Origin of the sequence: Flavobacterium pectinovorum (assembly GCF_006438875.1) — a bacterium.
GTDB classification, from domain to species: Bacteria; Bacteroidota; Bacteroidia; order Flavobacteriales; family Flavobacteriaceae; genus Flavobacterium; species Flavobacterium pectinovorum_A.
On the sequence record NZ_RCZH01000015.1, the window covers coordinates 14,930 to 40,330 of the forward strand.

General features: G+C 33.4%; 16 protein-coding genes. 3 read left to right on the plus strand and 13 right to left on the minus strand.

Features of this window, described 5'->3' with window-relative positions; all coding sequences use genetic code 11:
* Positions 1–20: 20 nt before the first annotated feature.
* Together EAH81_RS19895 and EAH81_RS28075 are read right to left on the minus strand one after the other, a co-directional pair.
* A complete protein-coding gene (locus tag EAH81_RS19895) occupies positions 21–1,271 on the minus strand; it encodes an aminotransferase class V-fold PLP-dependent enzyme (RefSeq protein ID WP_140510468.1) in 1,251 nt (416 codons plus the stop codon).
* A 753-nt stretch (positions 1,272–2,024) separates the two neighbouring features.
* The gene (locus tag EAH81_RS28075; protein WP_317130506.1) at positions 2,025–2,258 is read right to left on the minus strand and encodes an IS1-like element transposase; all 234 of its coding nucleotides are present in this window, start codon (positions 2,256–2,258) and stop codon (positions 2,025–2,027) included.
* A 720-nt stretch (positions 2,259–2,978) separates the two neighbouring features.
* Between EAH81_RS28075 and EAH81_RS19905 the strand changes: the two genes are divergently transcribed.
* Positions 2,979–3,446: an N-acetyltransferase gene (locus tag EAH81_RS19905; protein WP_140510470.1), complete on the plus strand. Its 468-nt coding sequence runs from the start codon at positions 2,979–2,981 to the stop codon at positions 3,444–3,446.
* Entirely contained in the window at positions 3,443–3,967 is a 525-nt protein-coding gene (locus tag EAH81_RS19910; protein ID WP_140510472.1) for a hypothetical protein, read from the plus strand. The genes EAH81_RS19905 and EAH81_RS19910 overlap by 4 nt, the downstream gene beginning before the upstream one ends.
* A 552-nt stretch (positions 3,968–4,519) precedes the next feature.
* Here the strand turns inward: EAH81_RS19910 and EAH81_RS19915 are convergent.
* The 8 genes from EAH81_RS19915 to EAH81_RS19950 all read right to left on the minus strand — a co-directional run bounded on the left by EAH81_RS19915 (position 4,520) and on the right by EAH81_RS19950 (position 20,232).
* The gene (locus EAH81_RS19915; RefSeq protein ID WP_140510474.1) at positions 4,520–6,019 is read right to left on the minus strand and encodes an aminotransferase class V-fold PLP-dependent enzyme; all 1,500 of its coding nucleotides are present in this window, start codon (positions 6,017–6,019) and stop codon (positions 4,520–4,522) included.
* A gap of 20 nt (positions 6,020–6,039) precedes the next feature.
* Positions 6,040–8,043 (minus strand): protein-disulfide reductase DsbD family protein, encoded by a 2,004-nt coding sequence (locus EAH81_RS19920; protein ID WP_140510476.1) that lies wholly within the window; start codon positions 8,041–8,043, stop codon positions 6,040–6,042.
* A gap of 430 nt (positions 8,044–8,473) precedes the next feature.
* Complete coding sequence (locus tag EAH81_RS19925; protein WP_140510479.1) at positions 8,474–11,305, minus strand: M16 family metallopeptidase; 2,832 nt, start codon at positions 11,303–11,305, stop codon at positions 8,474–8,476.
* A 138-nt stretch (positions 11,306–11,443) separates the two neighbouring features.
* Positions 11,444–12,577, minus strand: coding sequence for a TlpA disulfide reductase family protein (locus tag EAH81_RS19930; RefSeq protein ID WP_140510481.1), 1,134 nt, complete (start codon positions 12,575–12,577; stop codon positions 11,444–11,446).
* Between the two features lie 31 nt (positions 12,578–12,608).
* The gene (locus EAH81_RS19935; RefSeq protein WP_140510483.1) at positions 12,609–13,802 is read right to left on the minus strand and encodes a TlpA disulfide reductase family protein; all 1,194 of its coding nucleotides are present in this window, start codon (positions 13,800–13,802) and stop codon (positions 12,609–12,611) included.
* Positions 13,803–13,864: 62 nt separating this feature from the next.
* The gene (locus tag EAH81_RS19940) at positions 13,865–15,271 is read right to left on the minus strand and encodes a RagB/SusD family nutrient uptake outer membrane protein (protein WP_140510485.1); all 1,407 of its coding nucleotides are present in this window, start codon (positions 15,269–15,271) and stop codon (positions 13,865–13,867) included.
* Between the two features lie 17 nt (positions 15,272–15,288).
* The gene (locus EAH81_RS19945; RefSeq protein WP_140510487.1) at positions 15,289–18,867 is read right to left on the minus strand and encodes a SusC/RagA family TonB-linked outer membrane protein; all 3,579 of its coding nucleotides are present in this window, start codon (positions 18,865–18,867) and stop codon (positions 15,289–15,291) included.
* Positions 18,868–19,080: 213 nt separating this feature from the next.
* Positions 19,081–20,232, minus strand: coding sequence for a FecR family protein (locus EAH81_RS19950; RefSeq protein ID WP_140510489.1), 1,152 nt, complete (start codon positions 20,230–20,232; stop codon positions 19,081–19,083).
* Between the two features lie 291 nt (positions 20,233–20,523).
* Here EAH81_RS19950 and EAH81_RS19955 point away from each other — a divergent pair, with 291 nt between their 5' ends.
* Positions 20,524–21,126: an RNA polymerase sigma factor gene (locus EAH81_RS19955; protein ID WP_140510491.1), complete on the plus strand. Its 603-nt coding sequence runs from the start codon at positions 20,524–20,526 to the stop codon at positions 21,124–21,126.
* A 322-nt stretch (positions 21,127–21,448) separates the two neighbouring features.
* Here EAH81_RS19955 and EAH81_RS19960 read toward each other — a convergent pair whose 3' ends face one another.
* The 3 genes from EAH81_RS19960 to EAH81_RS19970 all read right to left on the minus strand — a co-directional run bounded on the left by EAH81_RS19960 (position 21,449) and on the right by EAH81_RS19970 (position 25,397).
* Positions 21,449–22,468, minus strand: a complete 1,020-nt coding sequence (locus EAH81_RS19960) for a LacI family DNA-binding transcriptional regulator (protein ID WP_140510493.1) — start codon at positions 22,466–22,468, stop codon at positions 21,449–21,451.
* A 199-nt stretch (positions 22,469–22,667) separates the two neighbouring features.
* Positions 22,668–23,720, minus strand: coding sequence for a sialidase family protein (locus tag EAH81_RS19965; RefSeq protein WP_140510495.1), 1,053 nt, complete (start codon positions 23,718–23,720; stop codon positions 22,668–22,670).
* 90 nt (positions 23,721–23,810) lie between these two features.
* Positions 23,811–25,397 carry a SusD/RagB family nutrient-binding outer membrane lipoprotein gene (locus EAH81_RS19970; protein WP_140510498.1) on the minus strand — a complete coding sequence of 529 codons (1,587 nt, stop codon included), beginning with the start codon at positions 25,395–25,397 and terminating at the stop codon, positions 23,811–23,813.
* Positions 25,398–25,401 lie beyond the last annotated feature (4 nt).

Consider the following 25,401-nt stretch of genomic DNA (forward strand, 5'->3'; position numbering starts at 1 on the left):
AAATAAGTTTTAAAAATTATTTATGATTTTAGTATATGTATTGCGTTTTTCAAACCTCGAATCAACTCGTCGATTTCCGAATGGGTATTGTATAGCGCAAGAGAAGCCCTTACAGTTCCTTTTATATTGAATATCTCCATTAACGGCTGCGTGCAGTGGTGGCCTGTGCGTACTGCTATTCCCTGTTGATTCAGCAATTCTCCGATATCAGAATTATGGCATCCTTCAATGACAAAAGAGACGGATCCGGCATGATGTTTTGCTGTACCAATAATCCGCAGGTCATTTATTGTGTTTAACTCTCTAATAAGATAAGTGGTTAAGTCATGCTCATAGTCCGAGATCTTATCCATTCCAATACGTTTTATATAATCAACTGCTGTACCCAGCGCAATAGCGGATGAAATTGATGGAGTGCCAGCCTCAAATTTGTAAGGTAAATGGTTATATGTTGTTTTCTCAAAAGAAACCTGTTTAATCATATCTCCACCTCCCTGTGCTGGAGGCATTTTTTCAAGCCATTTTTCTTTTGCATACAGAACACCGATTCCTGTTGGGCCATACATTTTATGTCCTGAAAATACCATAAAATCAACATCCAGTTCCTGAACATCAATGCTCATATGGGCAATAGCCTGTGCAGCATCTAATAAAACAGGTATATGGTGCAGGTGAGCAATTTTTATGATTTCTCTAACAGGATTAATGGTTCCCAATGTATTGGATATATAGGTGACAGAAATTAATTTAACCTTTTCAGTGAGCATTGATTTAAATCCTTCCATATCCAGCTCACCAGAGGGTAGAATAGGAATCACACTGAGACCCACACCTTTTTCCTGACCAAATAACTGCCAGGAGACAATGTTGGCATGATGCTCCATGGCTGAGATCATTACCTTATCTCCACTTTTAAGAAACTTATTATTAAAACAGTAAGCCACTATATTAATACCATCTGTTGTACCTTTATTAAAGATAATTTCATGAATATGCTCAGCATTAATAAAATTTGCAATTTTCACACGGGCTTCTTCGTACGCTGCTGTTGCTCTTTGACTTAACTGGTGTACGCCCCGATGCACATTACTGTTATCACGGTGGTAATAGTCTGCGAGAGATTCAACTACAGATGCCGGTTTTTGGGTTGTCGCAGCATTATCCAAATAGATAAGCGGATTCCCATTGATTTCTTGATGAAGAACCGGAAATTCTGAACGGATTTCCTCGATATTCCTCTGAAGGGGATTAATAGTTTCATAGTTTTTCATATAATCTTTAGGTTTTGTGAGATTTAATTTTTTGTTATTATGAAGAATTTTGATTTAACATAATCTATAAGTGCGTGCGTAATTAAAAATATTAGGAGATCTTGTTATATTTATGCATCAGCAGGCATAGAACCTGATTTGATTTATAAGTATTCATATTGAAATAATATTCAATATATTTGATATTTTGGCTTATATCTTTTATAAATTCATTAGTAATAATCTACTTTACTAATATGTAGTTTTTTTATACTAATTATCATTGTGTTGCTTCTAAGATACTTCTCCTATTTGACCATCTCTATACTGGAGTTCTGCAGCATATACAGTATAAGAAGTTTTAGTATATGATAAAAAAATGGCAATCAAAACTACCAAACTTTTACTATAACATATCGTTCTCTGATTCAGTCTTTTTAAGATGAGTTCTCAGCGTTAGATTTTTCTTTCCAATATGATTCGTACCAAAGCGTTTTACAGAATGTAATTTCTAGTCAATTAAGTATCTATACTTTTTTAATGTGTCAGTAAATATCTTTTTAGCCTCTGATAATTTTAAAGTATCCAAAACACCACTTAATGTTTTATTTGTTCGTTTGCCGACATTAAAGCCGGCAACATTTTTAGAATTCTTTTCCAAAGCATAAACCAACCAGATAAAATTTCTTTTGTTTTTAATATAAGTACACAATTCATTAACTTTATTAGTTTTTACCTTACTGATAATTGGCTGATGAATATTGTACGCAGTTCTTATAATTCTTTTAATAATGTAGTATTTGAAATTTTTAGTATTCTTGCCGTACTTCTTATTCCCAAACCTTCATTTATCAATAAAACAATCTGTTGATTTAAATTTGAAAAATAAGCTTGATAAGTATAATTTTCTATAAATCGTATGTTACAAATTTCACAATAATAATGCTGTTTTTTATTTTTAGTAATTCTATTTTTAATGACTTTTTTTCTCTTTGTATCTTGAACAATTTATTTCATAGTCATCTCTGGAATACGAAATGGCATTTTTGTTCATTTTAGCTGTTTTAAAACAAAAAGGATGAACATCACTGCTCATCCTTTATTAATTAATTTTCAGTAATCATTATTTTTCAATATGTTAGAAATATAAAATCCCACATCACTAACTCTGAAACACGGCCAAGATTATAGATAAAATCGGCCTTTTAGAATTTTTATAATAATAATAATAATAGATTGAAATTACTATTATAACTTGCCAAAATAGAATTTGGATTCTTATTTAGAATATTGGTTTAATATCGGAAAGAACGCATAACAAATATAGTAATATAATTCATGCAAAACAAAACTTAAATACTTAAAAACATGATATTTAACAAAAAAAAAAATAAAAATGATTAAGATTTCAACAGTATTACAATGCTATCCCAGAAATCCTATATATTGTTTTGAGAAGTAAATATTTAAACAGGAGGAAACGGAAGTATCAAAAGAACTACAAACTTAAAAGTGAAGTAGGTATCAAAAACAGGAACAACACAGCACAAATATAGAGCCTGTATTTAAGCAACTCAAACATACCAATGGATTTCATTTTTCTTTGAACTAAAACAAAAAAGAGTACTAAATTAATGATACAAAGTATATTATTATCAATAAATTTAAAGTTTACAAAAATTGTAAATTATTTACATTTTTTGTATATTTGCTTGTATATCTTTATTTATGCAGAAAATTACACAAGTCAAAGACAATTCTGAATTTGAAATAATAATTGAATTGCTTACAAAGGATGATTATAAAAAAATAACGAAATCAAATTATTATTTTAATTGGAAAACTGAACAAGAAAACGATGTTTATAAATTAAGAATAATAGATAGCGAAGAAATCTTGGGGTTAATGTCTTTAATAAATTTCCCTCATGAACAAAGACTTCAAATAAGTTTATTAACTGTTTCAAAAGAGAATAGGGGGAAAAACAAAAAGTACGATCATATTGCAGGTAATTTAATTGCCTATGCTTGCAGAGAGGCTATCAAATTAGATGGACAAGATGGATGTGTTTCACTTCATCCCAAGACCAAGCTAAAAAAACATTATATGAAGAAATATGGTATGGCTGACGGCGGATTACAAATATTTCTGGAAGGCCTAGACTTATTTATATTATTAAAAAAATATAACATATGAAAACAGATAAATTAAATAACAAATATACTCCTAAAGAACAGGCAGATTCATTCGTTTTTAGAAGAAAGCTTTCTTCTAAAGAAACTAAAGATTCTGTTGATCAGTTAAATCAAGCTAGAAAGAATAAAAAAGAACAACTAGGCGAGAGCCAAGCATTATATGCTCGTGTTAAGCAATTGCAATTTCAAATGGAAGATTATGCAAAATCTGAAGTTTATAGAGAAGATCTCACTTTTGCAAACTTTCTTCGAAAATATATTAGGTTACGATATAAAATTCAGAAAGATTTTGCAAAAGATATACGAATATCTCCAACTGAATTAAGCTCAATTTTAACAAGCGGAAGATCTCCAGGTAAAAAAATGATAGTTCGTTTAGAATTACACTCCAATAATGCTATACCTGCTGTAAGCTGGTATAAATTATGGGAAAAAGAGAAAGAATATGAATTAAAAACAGATAAGAAAATTAGAACTCAAGAACAAAAAAATGTTCAAAATCGTTTGATTTATGATTTCTAACATTAATTTTAATGAATGTACTTTTTATTTATTTCAAAATATAAAGCAATAAATTTTGTGAGTGCACCAATAGGTATACCTGTTTTTAGAAAAGTTTGTAAAACCCCGTGTTTATTGGGGTTCGAAATAAGGTTTGTGGAGCCTCTTTCTCCGCTAATAAATTACTTATCAAATTATTGCTTTTTTTGCTTATTTTTACTTTTTTTAAACACGAATTATAACATTTATTTGAAACAAGTTAAACAACAAAAGTCGCTTTGAAATTGATTAAAAATCAGCCCTTTAAGTTTCGTGGCAACATCGTGGCACAAGAGGTGGAAAATTTTTAAAAACGCAGGAAATACGCAGGTTTCAAGCTTAAGGTTCGAAACCTGCTCTCCCCACAAAAAGTCCTAATGAAAATTAGGACTTTTTTTATGCTTAAATTTCACTGCTAAAAATTCTAAATTCAAACCTTCAATAAATTTAAAAAACACATAAAACCGGATCAATACGAAAACCTGTGGATTTGGAAAATTCATCAAGATCTTAAATCAGTTTGATTTAAATGTACTAGTCCATATAAAACCACTCCTTGACTTTTTCAGCAATACTCTCTTCGCCTGCCAAATGTTCGAACTCGTTGGTACGGGGATTATACTTATACATCATCTGCCATTCTGTATAGTAAACAGCAATCTTTTGTATGGCATCACAAATAAATAACAAATTGTCGTTTGACATGGTAGGATGCAGCGAAAGACGCACCCAGCCAGGTTTATTACTGAGATCTACCTGAAGTATCCCATTAGTAATTGCTTTAGACTCGATTTGATCAATTTCGAAAAGTGTATGCGCATATGTACTGGCACATGACCATCCTCCTCTTGCCTGAATTCCGAAACGATCATTTAAGAGCCTGACGATTAAATTGTAATGGATATTTTCGATTATAAATGAAACACAGCCTATTCGTTCCGTTTTAAGATCGCCTAAAATAGACAATCCTTCTATTTTTTGAAGCGAGCTGTAACAAAGGTCTAGCAGTTCTTTTTCTCTGTTTTTCATGTTCTGGATTCCCATTTGATCTTTTAATTCGAGACACAAAGCTGTTCGCATGACTTGCAAAAAACCCGGAGTTCCGCCATCTTCTTTTACTTCAATATCATTGCTATAATGATAACTGCCCCACGGATTGGTGAATTTTACATTTCCTCCACCTGGATTATCAGGAAAATTGGCGCGATACAATTTTTTATTAAAAACCAAAACACCACAAGTTCCTGGACCACCCAAAAATTTATGCGGAGAAAAGAAAATTGCATCCAATCTTTCCTCTTCATTTTCAGGATGCATATTAATTTCAACATAGGGTGCTGAAGCAGCAAAATCGACAAAACAAAATCCATCATGTTCATGCATAATTTTTGCCAGTTCATGATAAGGAGTAATAATTCCTGTAACATTCGAACAAGCCGTAAACGAACCAATTTTCAAACTTCGATTGGCATATTTCTTAAGTTCTTCCGTTAATATTTTTGGATCAACCAAATTATTATTTCCCGCTGGCAAAACCACAACATCAGCAATTGTTTCATACCAGGGAACCTGATTAGAATGATGTTCCATATGCGTAATAAAAACAACTGGTCTTTCATCATCAAATTGCAGTTTTACATTGTAAATATTATCTGGAGAACGAAGTCCCATAATTCGTTGCAATTTTGACAAAGCGCCCGTCATTCCAGTTCCTGTGGTTACCAGACAATCATTTTCATTTGCATTTACGTGTTTTTTAATTAGCGATCTTGCGTGTTGATAACCATAAGTGGATGATTTTCCGGTTTCGCTTGAAAACGAATGTGTATTGGCAATCATCGGGCCTATTTTATTGAGCATAATATCCTCAATTGGAAGATACAATCTTCCGCTGGCAATCCAGTCTGCGTATACTATTTTTTGGTTTCCATAAACCGATTCGAAAGTATGATTAATGCCAACCGTATTTTCTCTAAACTTTGAGAAATATTTTTCCAAAAGCGTTTCTGCTATTTTATCTGAAATTGTTTCCATCTCTGTCTTTTTAAAAATACCTATTTTTTAAAATTTTTGATACCGGAATTCAGCCAATTGAAATAATTCTCAATATCCGGATTGTAAGCCGAAGGTTCAGCCAGATTAGCGCTGTTGTGATCTACAATTACATAAAAAGGCTGCGCATTTGCTTTGTAAGTTTTGATTTGTAAATCACTCCATTTGTTACCAATTGTTTTGATTTTTTTTCCGGTCGTTTGAGAAACATATTGCTCATTTTCCAGTAGTTCTTTTTTATCATCAACATAAAGCGAAATAAGCACTACATCATTTTTTAAAACATTTAAAACTTTCGGATCTGACCAAACGAGTTCTTCCATTTTTCTACAATTCACACAAGCATATCCTGTAAAATCCAGTAAAACGGGTTTTCCACCTTTTTTAGCGAATTCCATTCCTTTATCATAATCATGAAAAGTGATAATATCCTGTGGGCCATATTCGGAACCTTCGGGCAAAAGGGATTCAGCTGCGTTTCCTGAATTCTTAGTAAAACCAACTCCATATGGCGATTCACTGTATTGCATTGGAGGCGCAAATCCGCTGATTAATTTTAGAGGCGCGCCCCAAAGTCCCGGAATCAAATAGATCGTAAAACTTAAAACTACCAAACCAAAACCTAATCTTCCAACTGAAATATGATTTAAAGGCGAATCGTGCGGCAAAGTAATTTTTCCGAATAAATAGAACGCCAATGTTCCAAAAACTGCAATCCAAATCGTTAAAAAAACTTCTCTTTCCAACCAATGCAATTGCAGAACCAAATCGGCATTTGATAAAAATTTGAAAGCCAAAGCCAATTCTAAAAATCCAAGAACCACTTTTACGGTATTCAGCCATCCTCCAGATTTTGGCAAAGCGTTCAACCATCCCGGAAAAGCAGCAAACAAAGAAAAAGGTAAGGCAATTGCAGTTGAAAATCCTAACATTCCAACAATTGGCGCGATTCCGCCTTTTGAAGCTGCCTCGACCAACAATGTTCCCACAATTGGACCCGTACAGGAAAATGATACAATGGCTAAAGCTAAAGCCATAAAGAAAATCCCAATTAATCCACCTCGATCAGCTTGCGAATCAACTTTATTCGCCAACGCGTTTGGCAACATGATTTCGAAAGCACCTAAAAAAGAAATCGCAAAAACAACCAATAAAACAAAGAAAATAAGATTGAACCAAACATTTGTAGAAAGTGCATTTAGAGAATCCGCGCCAAAAACGGCGGTTACAATTGAACCTAATAATACATAAATAATAATGATTGAAAATCCGTAAATCAACGCATTTCTGATTCCGGCAGCTTTCGTTTTGCTTTGTTTTGTAAAATAACTTACCGTCATTGGGATCATCGGGAAAACACAAGGCGTTAACAATGCCGCAAAACCTGATAAAAATGCGATGATAAAAATGCTTACCAAACCTCTTGATTCATTTTTTTTACCAGAAGCTACAACTGCTTTTTCAGCTTTTACTTCTTCTTTTACTGTTACGTTTTCTTCTGAAACTGAATTATTATTTACAACCGCATTTTCTTCGGCTGCAGCGATTTTTTTACCATTCGGAATTTTAAAAGATAACTCCTCAGATGACGGAGGCAAACAATTACTGTCGTCACAAACCATAAACTCAACTTCGGCAGCAATATTGGTAATTTCATCTGAATTGAATTTTACTTTCTGTGTAAAAAGTGCCTTCTCTTCAAAATATTTGATTTTCATATTGAAGATTTTATCTACCACTTCATGTCCTTTTCCTTCAGTAGTTTTTCCAACTAAATCAAAGTTTTTCTTTGGATTTTTAAAGTTAAAAGCTGTCGCCGATGGACCTCCTTCTTCAATATATTGCCCGTACAAATGCCATCCCGCCTGAATTGCAGCTTCGGCTTTTAAAATATATTCTTTATCGGATACTTTTTCTACAGAAGTAGTCCATTTTACAGGATTGTACATTTGTCCAAACATACTGCAACTTAGCAGAAACAGTAAGATTGTTATGATATTTTTCATTGTTTTATGGTTTGATATTTTTGTTTTTGTTTTAAAAAAAAGAGCTGTCGGCAAACAGCTCTTTCAGGTCTTTCACAGAAATTTGCTTACTAATTCAGTTTCTAATATTAAAAAATGAAAGACAACTATTAAAATTATTTTTGGTTTCAGGTTCTGATAACTTTGTCAAAGTTTCGAACCAAGAGCGTAAGGAAATTTATCGAAAGCCTAAACTCAAAGTTGATATACGCATTTTTGTCATTTCGACCGAAGGGAGAAATCACATAAAGTAGCTCGGCAACAGTGCGTTCTCCCCGCGTGTGATTTCTCCCTTCGGTCGAAATGACAAGATTGTGGCTACTTTGTGTGTGTTTTTTTTGAAATCTTTTCAAATTAAAGTTCCTTACACTCTTGGTTTCGAACTTTGACAAAGTTTGATCCCTACTTTAATTTATTTTAAAGGCTTGCCGTCCTTATCCAGAGAACCCGATTTAATAACAATCATTTTGTCTAACTGAATGTATTTTTTGATTGCATTGTTGACTTGTTCCAAGGTCACTTTCTCAATATCTTTTGGATATTGATCGATATAATCTGGCTCTAATCCTCTTTCAACAAAGTTCAAAATCGTTCTGGTCATTCCGTTTGTGGTTGCCATTCCTATTTTAAAACTTCCAATTAAATTGGTTTTCTTATTTTCTAATTCTTCGGGAGTAATTCCGTCGTTTACCCATTTTTGAACCTGAATCATTGTCGCGTCTAAACCTTTTTGAAACAATGTTGGATTAAAGGATGCGTTCACAAACCAATACCCTCCAGTTTGAATATTTCCGCCTAAACCTGACGAAATATTATAGGTTAATCCATCATTATCACGAACGGTTTGCATCAAACGTCCTGCAAAACCGGCACCTAAAGTATAATTGGCAATGTAAAACGGAATATAATCGGCATCTGCCCTTTTCAAACCTGTGTATTGTCCCAGGAATAATTCGGCACTTGGTTTCTCCTGAATCGTAATTACCTCCGTTTTTGAATTTGCTTTTTTAGCTTCTTCAAACTTCATATTTTCGACAACGCCGCCATTCCAATTTTTGAATGATTTTTTTAAAGAAGCACTAAAATTCGCTCCTTCAGTATCTCCAACAATTACCAAATGCATTGAAGCCGGACCAAAATACTTTTTATAAAAAGCTTTAACCTCATCCAAAGTAGCATTTTTGATATTCGCTAAATCTTCTTCAACACTTGAATCCTGATTTGGATTTCCTTTTGGATAAATGGCTTGCGTCAAGGCAATACTTCCTCTTTCGCCCGGATCATTTAAATTTTGTTGTGTATTTCCGGTATATTGCTGTTTTAGATTTTCAAATTCTTTTTGGTCAAATAAAGGATTTCGCACTTCTTCTGCCAATAACGAAACTACCTGATCCAAATCTTTTTTCAAACATTTGAAACCAATATTAATTTTAGTCGTTGAAGCATTAATATTGATATTTACTCCTAATTTTTGAAGTTTTTCAGAAAACTTAAATTTGTCATTCAGCGTTGTTCCTTTCGACAACATCGAAGCTGTCAGGGAAGGAACTATCAGATTTTTATTTTCATTAGCATAATTTCCAAGTGAAATACTTGCTGCAACAGTCACAAAATCTTTTGCCGATGTTTTTACAGAAACCACATCAATTCCGCTTACTTTTTCTCTTTTATATGAAGAAGCACTTTTTTCAAGTATAGTTTCATCAAATGAAGAAATTGTTTTTTCTCGATTTTTTTGTTCCGATGAAATCCCTGAAATCGCCTTTTCATTATTATTATTATTATTATTATTATTATTATTATTATTATTATTATGACCTGGATCTCTGTAATAAAACGGTCCATTTTCAGGCATGTATTTAGCCGCATTTGCTTCATCCTGACCTTCATTTGAGCCGGATTGTTTTGGTACAAAATAACCCGTTGTACTTTGATCTTCAACCAGATATTTTTTAGCAACACGCAAAACATCAGCCGGAGTTACTTTTTTCAATCTGTCAACTCCTGTAATGTAATCTGTCCAGTCACCGGCTGCAATAGCTTCGTTCAGCTCAGATGCAATCACGCCCGAACCGTCGCGTGCTAAAATCGTCTGTGCACTAATTTTGGCAATAACACGATTTACCTCATCCTGAGTTACTCCATTTTTTTGAACCTGTGCTACAACTTCGCTAATTTTGGCATCGATATCTTCGTGTTTTGATGTGGTTGGAAAACCTACTACAATGCTAAAAAGACCAACTTCCTTAAAATTTGTCGCACTCGAATATGTATAAATCCCCAAACGTGTGTCTACAAAAGTTTTATTTAAAATCGCCGATGGTCCTGCTCCTATAATTTCTGCCAGAATATTCAAAGCAGGCAAATCTTCGTTTAAAGCACCTGGGATTTTATAGGCTTTGTTTACAACACCCAATTCTCCCGGTTTTTTCACGACAATTTTGCGAGGTCCGTATTGTTCCGGTTCTTCGGTATAGGGCTGAGGCATTGCATTTGGAGCTTTTGTGATTTTTCCGAAATACTGCTCGATTAATTCAAAAACATTCTCTTTTTTAAAATCTCCAATAATGGTCAAAGTTGCATTATCTGGCCAATAATAGGTATTATAAAAATTACGCAATACTTCGATTGGCGCTTTTTCAATATCCGATTTCCATCCAATTGTGCTATGATGATACGGATGTCCCACATAAGCCGCTGCCCAGATTTCTTTGTCCAGTAAACTATTTGGATCGTTTTCTCCACGTTCAAATTCGTTGCGAACAACCGTCATTTCGGCTTCTTTATCTTCTTTAAGTAATAAAGAATTTCGCATTCTGTCCGCTTCAATTTGAAGTGCCAAAGCTATTTTATCACTTGGCAAGGTTTCAAAATAATTCGTACGATCGTACCAGGTTGTAGCGTTTAATTGCGCTCCGGTATTTTGAAGAACATCTGTAATAGTCGTTCCATTTTTTTTGTTAAAAGTTGGTGTTCCTTTGAACATTAAATGCTCTAAAAGATGCGTTGATCCCGTGTTTCCTAAAACTTCATTTTTAGAACCTACACGATACACAATTTGTACGGTTGCAACGGGCGATGCGTTGTCTTGCAAAAGCAAAATATTCATGCCATTTGGTTGGTACAAATACTCTTCGATTCCACCTAAAGCCTTTATTTTCTTAAAGTTACCTGATTTTTCCTGCGCTGAAATAAGCGTACAGAAAGCTAATGAGCAATAGCCCAGAAAGATGTATTTTTTCATTTTTTTAATTGAGATGTTTTTGTAGTTTTCAGTTTTCAGTCTCAGTTTTCAGTCTCAGTTTTCAGTTTACGGTTTTCTTTGATACTGAGACTGAGACTGTGACTGTGACTGTGACTGCGACTGCGACTGAAAACTGATTTAAGATTTACTGAAAATTTCTTTCAATTTTGCCTGAAGTGCTTCTTCTCTAAGATTTTTGGCGACAATTTTTCCATCAGGTCCAATTAAATAATTTGTTGGAACCAGTTTCACTCCGTATAAAATAGCAGCCTCATTTTTCCAACCTTTTAAATCAGAAACATGTGTCCAGGTTAAACCGTCTTTTTCGATGGCTTTTTCCCAAAGATTCTTTTTATCGTCAAGCGAAACACCTAAAACATTGAATCCTTTATCGTGATATGTTTTATAAGCCAAAAGTACATTTGGGTTTTCTTTACGACATGGACCACACCAGGAAGCCCAAAAATCAACTAATACATATTTACCTTTATAATCTGATAATTTTACGATTTTTCCGTTTACATCTGTTTGAGAAAATTCAGGAGCCAGAACTCCTACAGCCGTTTTATCGTTAAGATCAATTGCAGTTTTTATTTTTTTTCCGAAATAAGACTTTTGAATTTCAGGAGTCAAAATTCCATAATATTTTTTTACTTGTTCAGGAGTTCCGTACGTTACCAAACGGTCATCGAGTACTAAAGCTCCGGCAATTTTATCTTTGTGCGATTCAATAAACTTATAGGTAAGATTATCTGCAAGCGTTTGTAAATCGGTCCAACGTTTGTCCATCAGTGCTTTTTGTTCCGGAGTTGGTTTCACTTTTCCGTTTTGAGATATCGAATCAGAAGCTTTGTAAACCGGTTCTGCAATACTTTGGATTTTTTTAAATTCGTTTTTATAATATCCCGAATAAATAGAATCCTGCGTTGCACCAATCAGTTTTGCTGTGAAGATTGAGTCTTTATTTGCAGCAAAAGCAATGGTTTCATTTGACAGAATAAAAACTCTTCCGTATTCTTGTCCTTTTAATTTAATGCTGTATCGAAGTGGTTCTTCTACTTTTCCTGAAAACGTAAAATGACCGTCCAGAATTTTAGTCGAATCTTTTAAGATGTTTTTATCTCCGCCAACAAATTCCAGATAAATCATTCCGTCTTTTTGCCCCGGAATGTTTCCGTTAATAGTGTATCCTTCGTACTTTTTAGAGCAAGAAGTGATTGTGCTTATTAGCGTTAATGCCAATAAACCAGATTTTAAAATAGTACTTTTCATGTTGATATTTTTTTTAGTTTAAAAAGTCAAATTAGGACTTTAAGAGTTCTTTCAGTTTTTCTTCTAAAGCAGGACCGCGTAAATCATCAGAAATAATTACCCCTTTACTGTCAACTAAATAGGTTGCGGGAATCGTTTTTACATTAAATGCTTTACTCACTTTATCATCGTCATGTAAATTTGGCCATTGCATATTTTCCTGTACTAATGCTTTCTGCCACGCTTTTTCATCTCTATCGATCGAAATACTCAATACTTCAAATCCTTTTTCTGAATAATTGGTATAAGCGGTTTTTAGATTTGGAATTTCTTTACGGCAAGGCGCGCACCAGGAAGCCCAGAAGTCTATTAAAATATATTTTTTACCGGAAACGATGTCTTTTACACTAAGCGGATTTCCGTTTTTATCATTTAATTTAAAATTAGCAACACTGGTTCCTATCAAAGATTTAGGATTTAAGTCTTTATCAACCAATTGTCCGTAGTAACTTTTTTTGGCTGTTTCTGAAAATTGTTCAAAAACCGGTTTCTGATCTGGCGTAAAATAACTGTATTGTGTCATCATGAAAAATGGTCCCCACCAAGTCGCTTTATGTTTCGAAATTAAATTCTCTGAACTTGACTGTACTTTAGCAAAAAAAGCTTTTTCTTTTGCTTCAAAACTTTTCCATTCCGGTGTATTTGCTACAGAATCCATTAGCTTTTTATTTCCTGATACTCTTGCATTCGAATATAGTTTTGCAATTTCCTCAGTCCCTTTATGATAGTCTTCGTAATCTTTATTTAATTCTTCTCTAAAAGCAGTTTCTTTTTTTAAATAGGCATCGGCTTTAGATCCTGAAACCAATTCGTTTTTAAAAGTAATTCTATCGTCTTCCTTTTTTAAAACTTGGGCATCTGCTGTTATTTTTATTTTAGAATTTTCAACTAAAACCGGAATTAGTCCTTTATTTTTTCCAAATGAAACATAAAAAAAACGAGGTTCATTTAATTTTCCTGTAAAGGTAAATTTGCCGTCTTTTATTGTGGTTTCGGCAACTGGCGTTTCTGAGAGATGCGTTGCTCCGGGAATTAATTGAACTATTGTTCCATCTTCGATTCCACTGATGTTGCCTTCAAGCGTATAAGATGCGGGTGCGGCTTTTTTGTTCTGTGCCTGATTGCTGAAAGAAACTATAAACGCGCAAATACACAACCCTAATAATTTATGTTTAATAGTGTTCATTTTTTGATATTTTTTAGATTAAGCTTCCCTTTCAGAACTTCTGATCAGGAAGCTTTGAAATTTTATTTTGCTACGTTTTGAGTTAGAGTTCCATTTCCAGGGTTTTTTGTGGCACCTTGAGGAAACGGCATGGTCCATAAATGAGATTCCGGCGATAAAGTATAAGTTGTTCCGCCATCTATTTTTGTGAAACCTACTTTGTAAACACCTTCAGCATTTAAACGACGTGCATCTGTAAAAGGAATGAGCGTTAAAATAAGCTCGTTTCTTTTTGTTCTTAAAATTGCATTCATTGCCGTAGTAACATCTGCTGCAGTTATATCCTGATAAGAAGCTGGAAGTATGCGTGTTTTGCGTACAGTATTTAATACATCCATTGCTGTACCCAATTGACCTGCACGTGCAAGACATTCCGCTTTAATCAAATAAATTTCAACCGTTGTGATTCCGCCGTAATTAAACATTCCGGATAAAGTTCTTCTGTAATACGTTTCAGCGCCAACAGTTCTGATTTTCCAACGGGACAAGAAACGGGCATCTCCGGCTTCAAAACGTTTTGCACGATCTACCGGAATACTCATTTCTGTAGATAAACGAGTTGTGGCACCGTGGCGATATGTATAATTCTCAACATAGTCATATCCCATTGGTGAAGGTGTATTTGTATATGAATTTGGAATATCAATTACCGCTTTGTTACTGTTATAATACGCTACCCAATTGTATAGTTTATTATTTTCGGCCAAAGCCAAATCAGCGTACTTCAAGGCTTCTGTATAATTATTCATTTGCAAAAATACGCGGGAATAAAAAGCATATCCCGCTCCTAAATTTGGATGTAAAGCTGTTTGTGAAACCTTTGGTAAATAAGGTAAAGCATCTTTTACATCAGCCAGAATAAAATCATACATTTCCTGAATGGTAACTTGTTTGCTTGGCGCATTAATATCGGCACTTGTAATTAGTGGCACGGATAATTTTGTAGCTGCGGTAGAAGCCACGTAAGTATCTGCGTAGAAATTAACCAAATTATAATAGGACATGGCACGTAGCACTTTTGCTTCTGCCCAAACTATTCTTTTTTGCTCTTCGGTAGCTTCTGTGGTTTTCAGTGCATTTTCAATAATTAAATTGAATGTTGAAATTCCTGCATATTGTCCGTAGTAAGTCGTTTCATCTGCCTGATTCAGAGCGATACGATCTGCGGTTTCATCCCAGAAATAATTAGCTTTTGTTAATCGGTAATACGCCAAATCAGCTACGGTTTGATATCTGTCATTCAATAGTGTTAATGCCTGCTCAACGTTAACGCTTTGGTTGGTATATTCATCTCTTAAAAAGGCTTCAAAATCTGCCAATGCTGTTGGAACTTTAGAGCCTTTTGGTGCATCATCCAAATAATTATCACAAGATGTGAAAGTGATCGCTAATACTAATGTGCATAGAATGCTGTTATATATATTTTTCATCGTGTAGTCTTTTTAAATTAGAAATTAATATTTACACCAAAAACTAAACTTGGAGATTGAAAGCCATTTAAAAGAAATTTAGCATCTCTGCTTTTAGCCACAGTAAAAACATTTTCTGCATTAAGATTAAAGCGAACGTTTTGCAATTTTACTTTTCTAATAAGAGTCGAAGGCATTTGATAAGCCAATGAAATATTACTTAATCTCACATTTGAAGCATCAAGAATATTGATATCTGCATAAGAATAAATAGTACGGGAATCAGAACTAAATGCCGGATCGTATTCGTAAACTGCACGAGGTACATTTGTAAATGCTTCGTCTCCTGGTTGTTGCCAACGATTTGCAATATGATTGTTCACGATTCCAATATTTGCTACATAACTGCCCATTGCTGCTGAGTACTCATTATTTAACATTGGCAAAAAGTTATTTCTGATTTTGTGTCCCAATTCATAAATGAAAAGTGCCGAAAGCGAAAAGTTTTTATAAGCAAAAGAAGTATGGAATGAACCACTATGTGTTGGTACTGTCGAACCATAATCCTGTATTGCATTTAAGTCTGCCGGATTGTATTTTACCGCAGTTCCGGATGCATCATAAACCTGTGGCAAACCTGTATTACTTAGACCTGCCCATTTGTAACCATAAATAGAGTTGAAATTTTTACCCACTCTTGGATATGCCGATGGATAATCTAATTGTAAATAATAAACCGGAGCTTCAACATTTACGTACGTAACTTTATTTTTATTATTGGCATACAAAAGAGATGCATCCCAAGAGAAAGAAGGTGTTTTAACAATTGTACCTCGCAAACTTACTTCAATACCTCTATTGGTCATTTCTCCATTATTAAGTTTATAGGTCGAATATCCCCAGCCTTCTGTTGGAACACCGGTGCTGCTTGCTAATAAATCTTCTCCTTTTTTATTATAAACATCAAAAGTTCCGCTGAATCTATTGTTGAACATTGCAAAATCTAAACCTATATTGGTCGTTGTTGTTTTTTCCCAGGATAATTCTGGATTTGGTCTTGAATTAACATAACCCTGATTTCCTCCAACATTTGGATTAGCGCTGTAAGATGCTGTTAAATATGGCGCTGAATCCTTGGCAACATTTCCTCCAATACCATAGGAAGCACGAAGTTTAAGCTGGTTTACAAATGAAGATGTAAAAAACTCTTCTTTGTCAATATTCCATGCTGCACCGGTAGACCATGTAGGTTTGTTTTGGTATTTATTGTCTGTTCCCCAAAGGTTTGAACGGTCCCAACGCAAACTTCCTGTAAGAGAATATTTTTTGTCGTATGTATAACCTCCTGTTCCATAAAATGAAACATAACGGTTTACCAACTCACGTTGTGCCGAAAAATCATTTTGACTCATATAACCTCCAAAAAAAGATCCGTAAACTTTTAATAAATCAACCTGATTTACCGGAGTAAAAGATAAAGTCTGATCGTCGTAACCGTAGCGGGTATTATTGCCATATTCTATTTTTGAATGACGAATTTCCATACCGGCAATTGCTGTTACATCGTGAACATTATTAAATACTTTATCAAAATTTAATTGCTGACGAAAATTGTAAGCATTAGAAAATTGATTCGTTTCTTTTAAGACATCTCCGTATGGCAAATTATAAACAGCTGTATTTGTAGGTGAAATAGTAGCTAAACTATTTACAAGAGATCTCACATAATAAGAATCTTTATCATTTAAATTAGACGTACGATCTACGCCATATTCATACTGAAACATAGCATTATAAGAAAACGCCGGACTGAATTTAATGTTTAATTTTGCGAAAGTTCTGTTCAAAAAGTTTTTGCTTTCTATTACATTTCTTCCCAACTCATCCATTGGCGTTATGTCCATACTATACAGACCATAATTTTTGATCGATTGCTGTGTATAATTATTATAACGAGAAGCAGCAGTTGAAGTAAAATAACTTCCGTCATTATTAACTAATTGATTGTATGGCTGATATTTATAATCTGTTTGCGTAAGTGGATCATAAGTTTGTGTATCACTTTTGCCATAATTTATATAGGTTCCTAAATCAATCGAAAGCCAATTGTTGATTTCAGTTGAATTTTTAAGATTAATCCCAACAGATTGATTGTCAGAATATCGATCTTCAAATTTATTTCCTTTATAAGTCAAAGAGGCATTAAAAGTATTTGATTCTGTCGCTTTGCCTATACTTACATTGTGCTGAATAAAGTATTGATCACGTTTTGCATATTTCTCTACATCATCATAATATTTATAACCTTGAGCACCAAGTGCATCCAAACGATTATTCATATCTGTTTGCGAAATATTTCCGGCATATCCATTTAACAATGTTTGCATTCCTAAACTTGTAAATGCTGCACTTTGCAATAATGAAGTCGCATAAGTACCAGCTCCGGCACCTTGTAAATTAGGATTTCCTGCTGCCCAACCTCTTTCTAAACTAATAATATCAGCAGAGTTAGTAAGGTTTCCGGTATAATTTCTATAAGGCGTCACGGTTAAATTGCTTGAAAACGAAATATTGGTTTGCCCGGATTTGGCTTTTTTCGTTGTAATTACGACCACGCCATTTGCCGCACGCGCACCATAAATGGAAGATGCCGCAGCGTCTTTCAAAACCGTAATACTTTCGATATCTTCTAAGTTTAAATTCGGAAGATTTTCTTCTAAACTAAAATTTTGATTATATTTTGTGTTTTCTATCGGGAAACCGTCAATAACATACAACGGAGTCGTTAAACCGTTCATAGTAGTCGTTCCACGAATTTTTCCGTCTTGATATCCAACAATACGTCCTTCTAATATTTTATCTAAACTGCTTAAACGCTGTTCCTGAAAATCTTTTGCTTTTAAACTCGAGAAAGATCCTGTTGCCTGATCAGCCGAGATATTTTGATATCCTGTAGTCAATACTACTTCGCCCAATTCAAGAGTATCTTCTTTAAGTACAACGTTGATTACGCTTTTACCAGCAACTTTTATTTCTTGTCTAATAAATCCCAAGTAAGAAAAAGCTAATGTAGTTTCACTGTTCACGGCAATAATCTCGTAATCACCATTAAAATCAGTCTGTACTCCTTTTCCCGAACCGTTATCAGAAATTGCTGCGCCAACTAAAGGAACACCTTTTTCATCTGTAACTTTACCTTTTACGATAAAATCCTGCTCAGCCTTTTTTACTGCAACCGGTTTTTCTTCCGGCGCTTTTTTAGGTGTTAGAATAATATGACTTCCTGAAATTTTGTAATCCGTTCCAGTGTTTTTAAAAATTGCACTTAAAATGTTTTCCATAGAAACATCATTGAGTCTGATGTCTATTTTTCGATCTAAATCAACGGATCTTACATTGTAAACAAATCGATAATCTGTAGTGTACTCAATCTTTTCAATTACTTTTCCAACGGTCATATCGCTGGCATTAAATGACATTTTTGCTTTTTGAGAATAGCTTACCCCCGCCTGCATAACTGTCAAAGTGGTCAATAAAAATAATGTAGTCAATTTCATCTTCAAATCAAATTTCAAAAAAGGCTTGTCGAACCTGATTTTGTTCAATAGTTTTTTCATACTTTTAAATGTTTTTAATTGTGGTTGGTTAGTTTACTGATCGCATTTTATCCTACCGGAAAATGTTGGCGCATTTTCCGGTTCTTTTTTTAATAACGATCCTTTTTTTCGGACGTTTTTTACATAGGCTTTTGTTTTATTTTAGATTTTAGATTCTTTGTCGTACTTTTTCTTTCTTCTTTCTTCTTTCTTCTATTTTCTTTCTTCTTTCTTCTATTTAATCGTGATTTGATCTTCATTGATCTTATAATCAATTGCATAACTATCACTAAAATATTTCAGGACTACTTCAATAGGTTCATTATCAAAACGGGCGTTGAAAATTTCTTTTCCAAGTGTTTTATTTTTATTGATAAAAGTGACATTATAATGGCGTTCCAGTTTTTTAATAATCGATTCAAAAGAAGCATTTTTAAACACCAAACTTCCTTGTACCCAAGCCGTATAATAATCTGTATTTACAGCTTCTGTCACAATTTTTTGTTGCCCTCGTATGTTTGAACCCTTTATTCCGGGTGACAAATACACTTGATTTTCGGTTGTTTTTTTATCTTTATAAAGCGATACTTTTCCTTCGACCAAAACAACATCTGTGCTTATATCTTCTGTATACGAATTGACATTGAACTTAGTTCCCAAAACCTCCACATTTACTTCTTGCGTATTTACGGTAAACGGATGCGCTTTGTCTTTTGATACTTCAAAATAAGCTTCTCCGGTTAAATACACCTGTCGGCTTTGATTTTTCAAGAACTGAACGGGATATCGCAATGAAGTTCCGGAGTTCAAATGCACGATAGTTCCGTCTGATAATTGGACTTCAAACTTTTTTCCGTAGGGAATTTTCAAAGTATTATAAACCAATTTCCCATTTGCATAAGCATTGGAGTAAACCAATCTGTTTTTCTTTTGTTTTCCAATTATATTACCATCTTTATCTGTTACATTTCGCGTTTCAGAAGTATCAATTGTTTCTGCCGATTCGTTTCCTAATTGAAGCACAATTTCATCTTGTCTTGGCACCACGACATTTTCCTTTGGCTGAAATAAATTTGAATTTTTATAGAAATAAAAACTTCCAAAAACGACAATTAAAATGGCTGCATATTTATAATACGATGAAAATCTTCTTTTTTGAAAAACATTATTTTCTTTTTTAATTCTCTCTGAAATTTGTTTTCTCACCTCAGTTGAACCAAAACTATTCATCGCGAACTCTATGGCATAATTTGTTTTTACAAAATCATTAAAAATAATTTTATTCTCTTCTTCTTTTAGCCATTCTGTCAATTTTTCTATTTCGTCTTGACTGGCTTGATTCGTGATGAACTTCACTATTAATCGCTCTGACTTTTTCACTGTCATTTTACTCTTTTTTAATATTATTACGAAGCTAAAAAACAAAACCCTAACAATTTGATAATCTTTTTTTCATTTTGGTGATTTTTTTATTTTTTGAAACCATTTTCTTTCAATATAAAAAATAAAATACTATATTAATTACATAGAACTAATAAACAAATTAATATATCTTTGCGTTTCTAAGTGTTTTTTTATTTGTAATAAAATTCAATAGAAAACTGAAAAAGCTGTCTTTTTTAGCAAAAAAAAGATCATTTTAAGTCGTAAAAACTATAAATTTATATATTTGTTTCTATGAATAGTGAAGATTTTAACAATAACGTTATATTAATTGAATCTCTGAAAAACGGAGATGAAAGGGCATATACGTACCTGATCGATACTTACCATCATAAACTTTGCGTATATGCCAACAGCCTTGTAAAAAATATTTACAGTGCCGAAGATATCGTTCAAAATGTATTTATAAAAGTGTGGGAACAACGTACGAGATTAAAATCTGATCATGCTATAAAAAGCTTTCTTTACAAGTTGGTATACAATGAATTTATTGATTTGTACCGAAAAAATCAATCGCTGTTTTCATTAGAAAAATCCTATTACGACACCTTAAATTCAATTGTCCTTGATGATGATTCCGAGTCTTTGCAACGCGTTATAAATGTGGTAAATAAAGAAATTCAAAACCTTCCTCCAAAATGCAAAGAGGTTTTTATTTTGAGTAAAAAAGAAGGTTTAACTAACATTGAAATTGCAGAACATCTTGATGTATCGATAAAAACTGTTGAAGCCCAAATTACCAAAGCATTCTCTATTTTGCGCTCTTTGATGGAAGAAAAAATAAAAAATGTCTTGTTTCTTCTTTTTGGAAATAAAAACAAGATAAGATTAAATTGATTGTTTATTCCCTATGTATCTTTTCAAACTTCCAGTCAGTTATTGTGGCACACTATGTTTTTAAAAACAAGAAAATAAGCAAAATAAGATTATAAGAAGTTTAGGTTCTAAACTTTATAAAAAAACCTAATATCAAAAAGATACTGGGTTCACCTTCAAAAAACAAACTTTTCAAATTAATCAAAAGTAAGTGTCAACTATTGAAACAATAGAATAATAGTCTTTGGATAATAATGACCTTTTGTATTCATTAATTTAAGAATTTAAAAAGTAAAGGTGAAGTTTACTTTAGATCCAAAAGAACCTAAAAGTTTCCTATATCCTATTTCATCAAAGACGATTCACGAATAATAAGTTCTGTTTTTAGAATGATTTTTTGAGTTTCATCTGTTACCTGTTTTCTCTGTAAAAGTGGCAACAGCAATTCCATTATCTTAAAGCTAATCTCATACAGGGGTTGGGCAACACAACTAATTGAAGTTGGATAAATCTTAAACATATCATTGTCATCAAAGGCTATAATCCCAAGATCTGTTAGCAAAGAAGAATTTCGTTTCTTAAGAACCTGTAATCCATTTTGTGCAAGATAATTGGTTGCAAAAAAAACCGCATCTAAACCAACATGATTATTCATAAAATCTTCGATATAATTATTTTCTTTGAAAATTTCATTGTAAGGAATTTGCAAAATATTTGATTTCATACCATGCTTTGTAATTGCTGTCTCGTAACCAGACAAACGGTCGTTCATTTGTGTTTGATTTGAAGATGTGGTAATAAATGCAATATTTTTAAATTGATTATTTATTAAATGTGTTGTAGCATCAAAAGAAGCCTGCACATTGTCAACCACAATAATATTACAATCCAAACCTTCAAAAAACCGATCTAATAAAATCACAGGAATGTTACATTTTATTAAACGTGCAATAGTATCTTTTATTCCTGGCGAAGGAACAATAATAAAGCCATCAACCTGACTAAAATTAAACAGATCAATCAATTCTTTTGATTTCTCATCGTCGTTTTCATTACTGCAAAAAATAACTTTGTATCCTTTTTTATAAGCCAAATCTTCAAAAATTCGGGCTAATTTGGAAAAGAAGTTATTTGAAATATCCTCAACCATAAAAACTAACATTTTTGATTTTCCCGTTCTAAGACTTTGTGCCATTTGATTGGGACTATAATTGATCAATTTTGCATAGTCCAAAATCTTTTGTGTCAAGACCTCTGAAATGTGTTTTTCTTTTGCTTTTCCGTTTAAAACAAAAGAAACTGTTGTCACAGAAATCTTCAGTTCATCGGCTATGCTCCGAATAGAAACAGATTTATTTTTCATATAAAATTCTTTTTTAGATCCTATTTTTTAATATAAGATACTGTAACAATTCCCTTTCAGGAAACGTCCTTCCATCAATTCAGAAGAAAGGGATTTATCATTTTTGTAAAATATTTTGCGTTTTTTCTTTTGTATTTAAATGTTTGAATCTTTAAACTAAAAGCTTTGTACACGAATAAAGAATTAGTTTAAAACTCAATTATTTTATCAGTTCAAATGCAACATGTTTAATATATTTTCTATTATAAGTGTACAATACATGAATTTTTTGATCTGAAGTTTGAATAATGGCCGGATAACTAAATTCGCCTTCCAATTGATTTTCCAGATTAAATATTTTTGTCCAATGCACACCATCTTTTGAATATTCTACATCCAGAACATTTCTTCCATTAAACCAGTCTTTTCCCATTTTCAGCGGATTATTCACCAATAAAAATGATTTATTGGATAGCGTTACGGCGTCAACTCCTGAATTGGAATTTACAACGTTAATACTATCTGTTCGTTGCCAGGTTTTGCCGTTATCTTCAGACCAGCTTGAGATTAATTTATTATGTCTGCTTCTGGATAAAATCTGAATTTCTTTTTCAGAATGAACGAGAAAAGTAGGCTGAATAATATCAAAATTTTTCTTATCCTGAATATCGGTACTGGTCCAGCTATCTGTTGCCTCTGTATAAGTTTCTATAAAAACGCGCCATTTGTTATCGTCGATACTTTCGGTACTGCTTCCGCATAAAATAATTCCGGGACTAGTTTCGATTGGTTTATTTCGAATAGGACCTAATATTCCTTTCGGAAGATATTTAGGATTGCTCCAAGTGTTTCCGTTATCTTTTGAAACAATCATGGCACCAAACCATTCTCGCGGATTTTTGCCCACTTTATAAAACAAATATAAGTTTTGGCTTTTGCTTTTAAATAAAACCGGATTCCAGCATGGCAATGTATCGCCCTCTTTTATCAACGGTTCGATAAGCTTTTTTGGCGCAGACCATTTTTTTTCTTTATAAGATGAAACATAAATACTGACATCTTTAGCGCCTTCAAATTTTCCGCCAAACCAGGCTGCTAAAAGCATATTAGGTTCTAATTCAACCAATGTCGATGCGTGGCTTGCGGCTGTAACCGGATTTTCGACAATATAATTTTGAGTAATATTAATTGCTTTTGATTCTTTTTTTAATAATGTACAAGAAATAAAAAGTATCATTAATAAAACAAATGAGTAATAGCTTTTGTAATTCATAATCAGATTATTATATATAGAAAAAGGAGAGTTACCTCTCCTTTTTCATTTTTTGAGTAAAGAATGCGTGGGTCTTTACTCACCAAATAATTATTTAGTATCCCACCAAAGTTTTGTTCCTCCGGTATCTGGACCTTTTAGTTTTACGATTCCGTCTGTAACAGCATCTTTGTTAGAAGAATATTCGTTTGTTGTATAAATAATTCTTTTCATAAGGCTTTTACCAACTCCGGGGTCGTTGTTATCTGTATTTAAAACCGGATAAATTACTTTTGCATCACTTCGACGCAAATCTGCCCATGATTCCCAAGATTCAGGAAAAATCGCTAAGTATTTTTGAACCGCAATTTGTGTACGTTGATTAGCTATTGCAGGAGACCAAGCAACAGGCAATTTTACAGGAATATCTTGTAAATCCAAAGTTGGATAAACGGTTAAGATATTTGGTAAAGTTGGCAATGTATTTCCGGCAATATAAGCATTTATTGCAGCAGCATCTGTAACTCCCCATTGTGCTAACGAAGCTCTAATACCTGCTTCATACAGAGTCTGAGCAGTTCCGCCCATGTTCCATCCATTCAAAGCACCTTCTGCTCTGGTGAAATAGTTTTCAGAAGCCATAAATACTTCAATGTTTTTCGATTCACTTAGATTTCCGGCAGAACCATTCCCCATGATATCATTGTTGAAAGCAGAGAATTTTGTAGTTCCAAATTGATCTTCTAAACCTCCAACAGGCTGACCTCTATAAACACCGGTATCAATTTTAGCAAACCATTTTGCTAACCTTGGATCGTTATATCCAACCAAAATACTTTCCATAGAAGCTGTCATAGTATAACCCCAGCTGTTTACGATCATATTTAAATTGTTTGGCGTAATGTTACTTGCCTTAAAGAAAGCGCCTTGATCATTTGTTTGCATAACTCCCGCAGCAACAGCAGCTTCGGCTTGTATTTTTGCTTTTGCAGGATCAATATCAGAAATTCTTAACGCTAAACGCAATCTTAAACTGTTTCCGAAAACTCTCCAGTTTCCAACATTACCAGCATATAAACGGTCGTTTGGCTGAAATGATGCTACTGTTGTTACAGCTGTACCTTTTAAAGTAGTATTTGCTTCGTCTAATAATTTAAAAAAGTCTCCATAAATAAATTCTACACTATCGTAAGGAACTTTTTCTTTCTTATTTCCTGCTTCTGTGTACGGAATTGGACCGTAAGCATCAACCATTTGATTGTACATAAAGACTTTCCAGATTTTAAGAATTGCCAAAGCCTCAGGATTTCCTTCAGATGCTTTGATAGCATTGTTTAGAGCCGGAACAGCAACGGTATAAAATCTTGTCCATCCGCGTCCTTCGTAACCATTTACAAACGCATTTCTTTCTGTACCATATCCACAATTTAAGTATTGGATAAAAGTCGAAGATAAAATTCCTGTTGCAATACCCCAAGTTCCCTGATCATCTACACCAGGCGATGAATAAGATCCATTGTGAATACCGGCATAAATCGCAGAAGCAAAAGAAGGTCCCGCAAGAGTTGGATCTAACTGATCTTCTGTAAGCGAATTAGGATCTGTGTTTATTTTATCAAAGTCGTCTGTACAACTTGACAAAACAGAAACCAGTGCTAGAGCAACTCCTAATGTTTTTATTTTAAAAATATATTTCATGATA

Excerpts from the sequence above, each read along its gene's own strand:
- EAH81_RS19915 (WP_140510474.1), bottom strand. The coding sequence starts at position 6,019 with ATGGAAACAATTTCAGATAAAATAGCAGAAACGCTTTTGGAAAAATAT.
- EAH81_RS19955 (WP_140510491.1), top strand. The coding sequence starts at position 20,524 with ATGAATAGTGAAGATTTTAACAATAACGTTATATTAATTGAATCTCTG.
- EAH81_RS19935 (WP_140510483.1), bottom strand. The coding sequence starts at position 13,802 with ATGAACACTATTAAACATAAATTATTAGGGTTGTGTATTTGCGCGTTT.
- EAH81_RS19970 (WP_140510498.1), bottom strand. The coding sequence starts at position 25,397 with ATGAAATATATTTTTAAAATAAAAACATTAGGAGTTGCTCTAGCACTG.
- EAH81_RS19945 (WP_140510487.1), bottom strand. The coding sequence starts at position 18,867 with ATGAAAAAACTATTGAACAAAATCAGGTTCGACAAGCCTTTTTTGAAA.
- EAH81_RS19910 (WP_140510472.1), top strand. The coding sequence starts at position 3,443 with ATGAAAACAGATAAATTAAATAACAAATATACTCCTAAAGAACAGGCA.
- EAH81_RS19920 (WP_140510476.1), bottom strand. The coding sequence starts at position 8,043 with ATGAAAAATATCATAACAATCTTACTGTTTCTGCTAAGTTGCAGTATG.
- EAH81_RS19940 (WP_140510485.1), bottom strand. The coding sequence starts at position 15,271 with ATGAAAAATATATATAACAGCATTCTATGCACATTAGTATTAGCGATC.
- EAH81_RS19950 (WP_140510489.1), bottom strand. The coding sequence starts at position 20,232 with ATGACAGTGAAAAAGTCAGAGCGATTAATAGTGAAGTTCATCACGAAT.
- EAH81_RS19960 (WP_140510493.1), bottom strand. The coding sequence starts at position 22,468 with ATGAAAAATAAATCTGTTTCTATTCGGAGCATAGCCGATGAACTGAAG.
- EAH81_RS19895 (WP_140510468.1), bottom strand. The coding sequence starts at position 1,271 with ATGAAAAACTATGAAACTATTAATCCCCTTCAGAGGAATATCGAGGAA.
- EAH81_RS19905 (WP_140510470.1), top strand. The coding sequence starts at position 2,979 with ATGCAGAAAATTACACAAGTCAAAGACAATTCTGAATTTGAAATAATA.
- EAH81_RS19925 (WP_140510479.1), bottom strand. The coding sequence starts at position 11,305 with ATGAAAAAATACATCTTTCTGGGCTATTGCTCATTAGCTTTCTGTACG.
- EAH81_RS19965 (WP_140510495.1), bottom strand. The coding sequence starts at position 23,720 with ATGAATTACAAAAGCTATTACTCATTTGTTTTATTAATGATACTTTTT.
- EAH81_RS19930 (WP_140510481.1), bottom strand. The coding sequence starts at position 12,577 with ATGAAAAGTACTATTTTAAAATCTGGTTTATTGGCATTAACGCTAATA.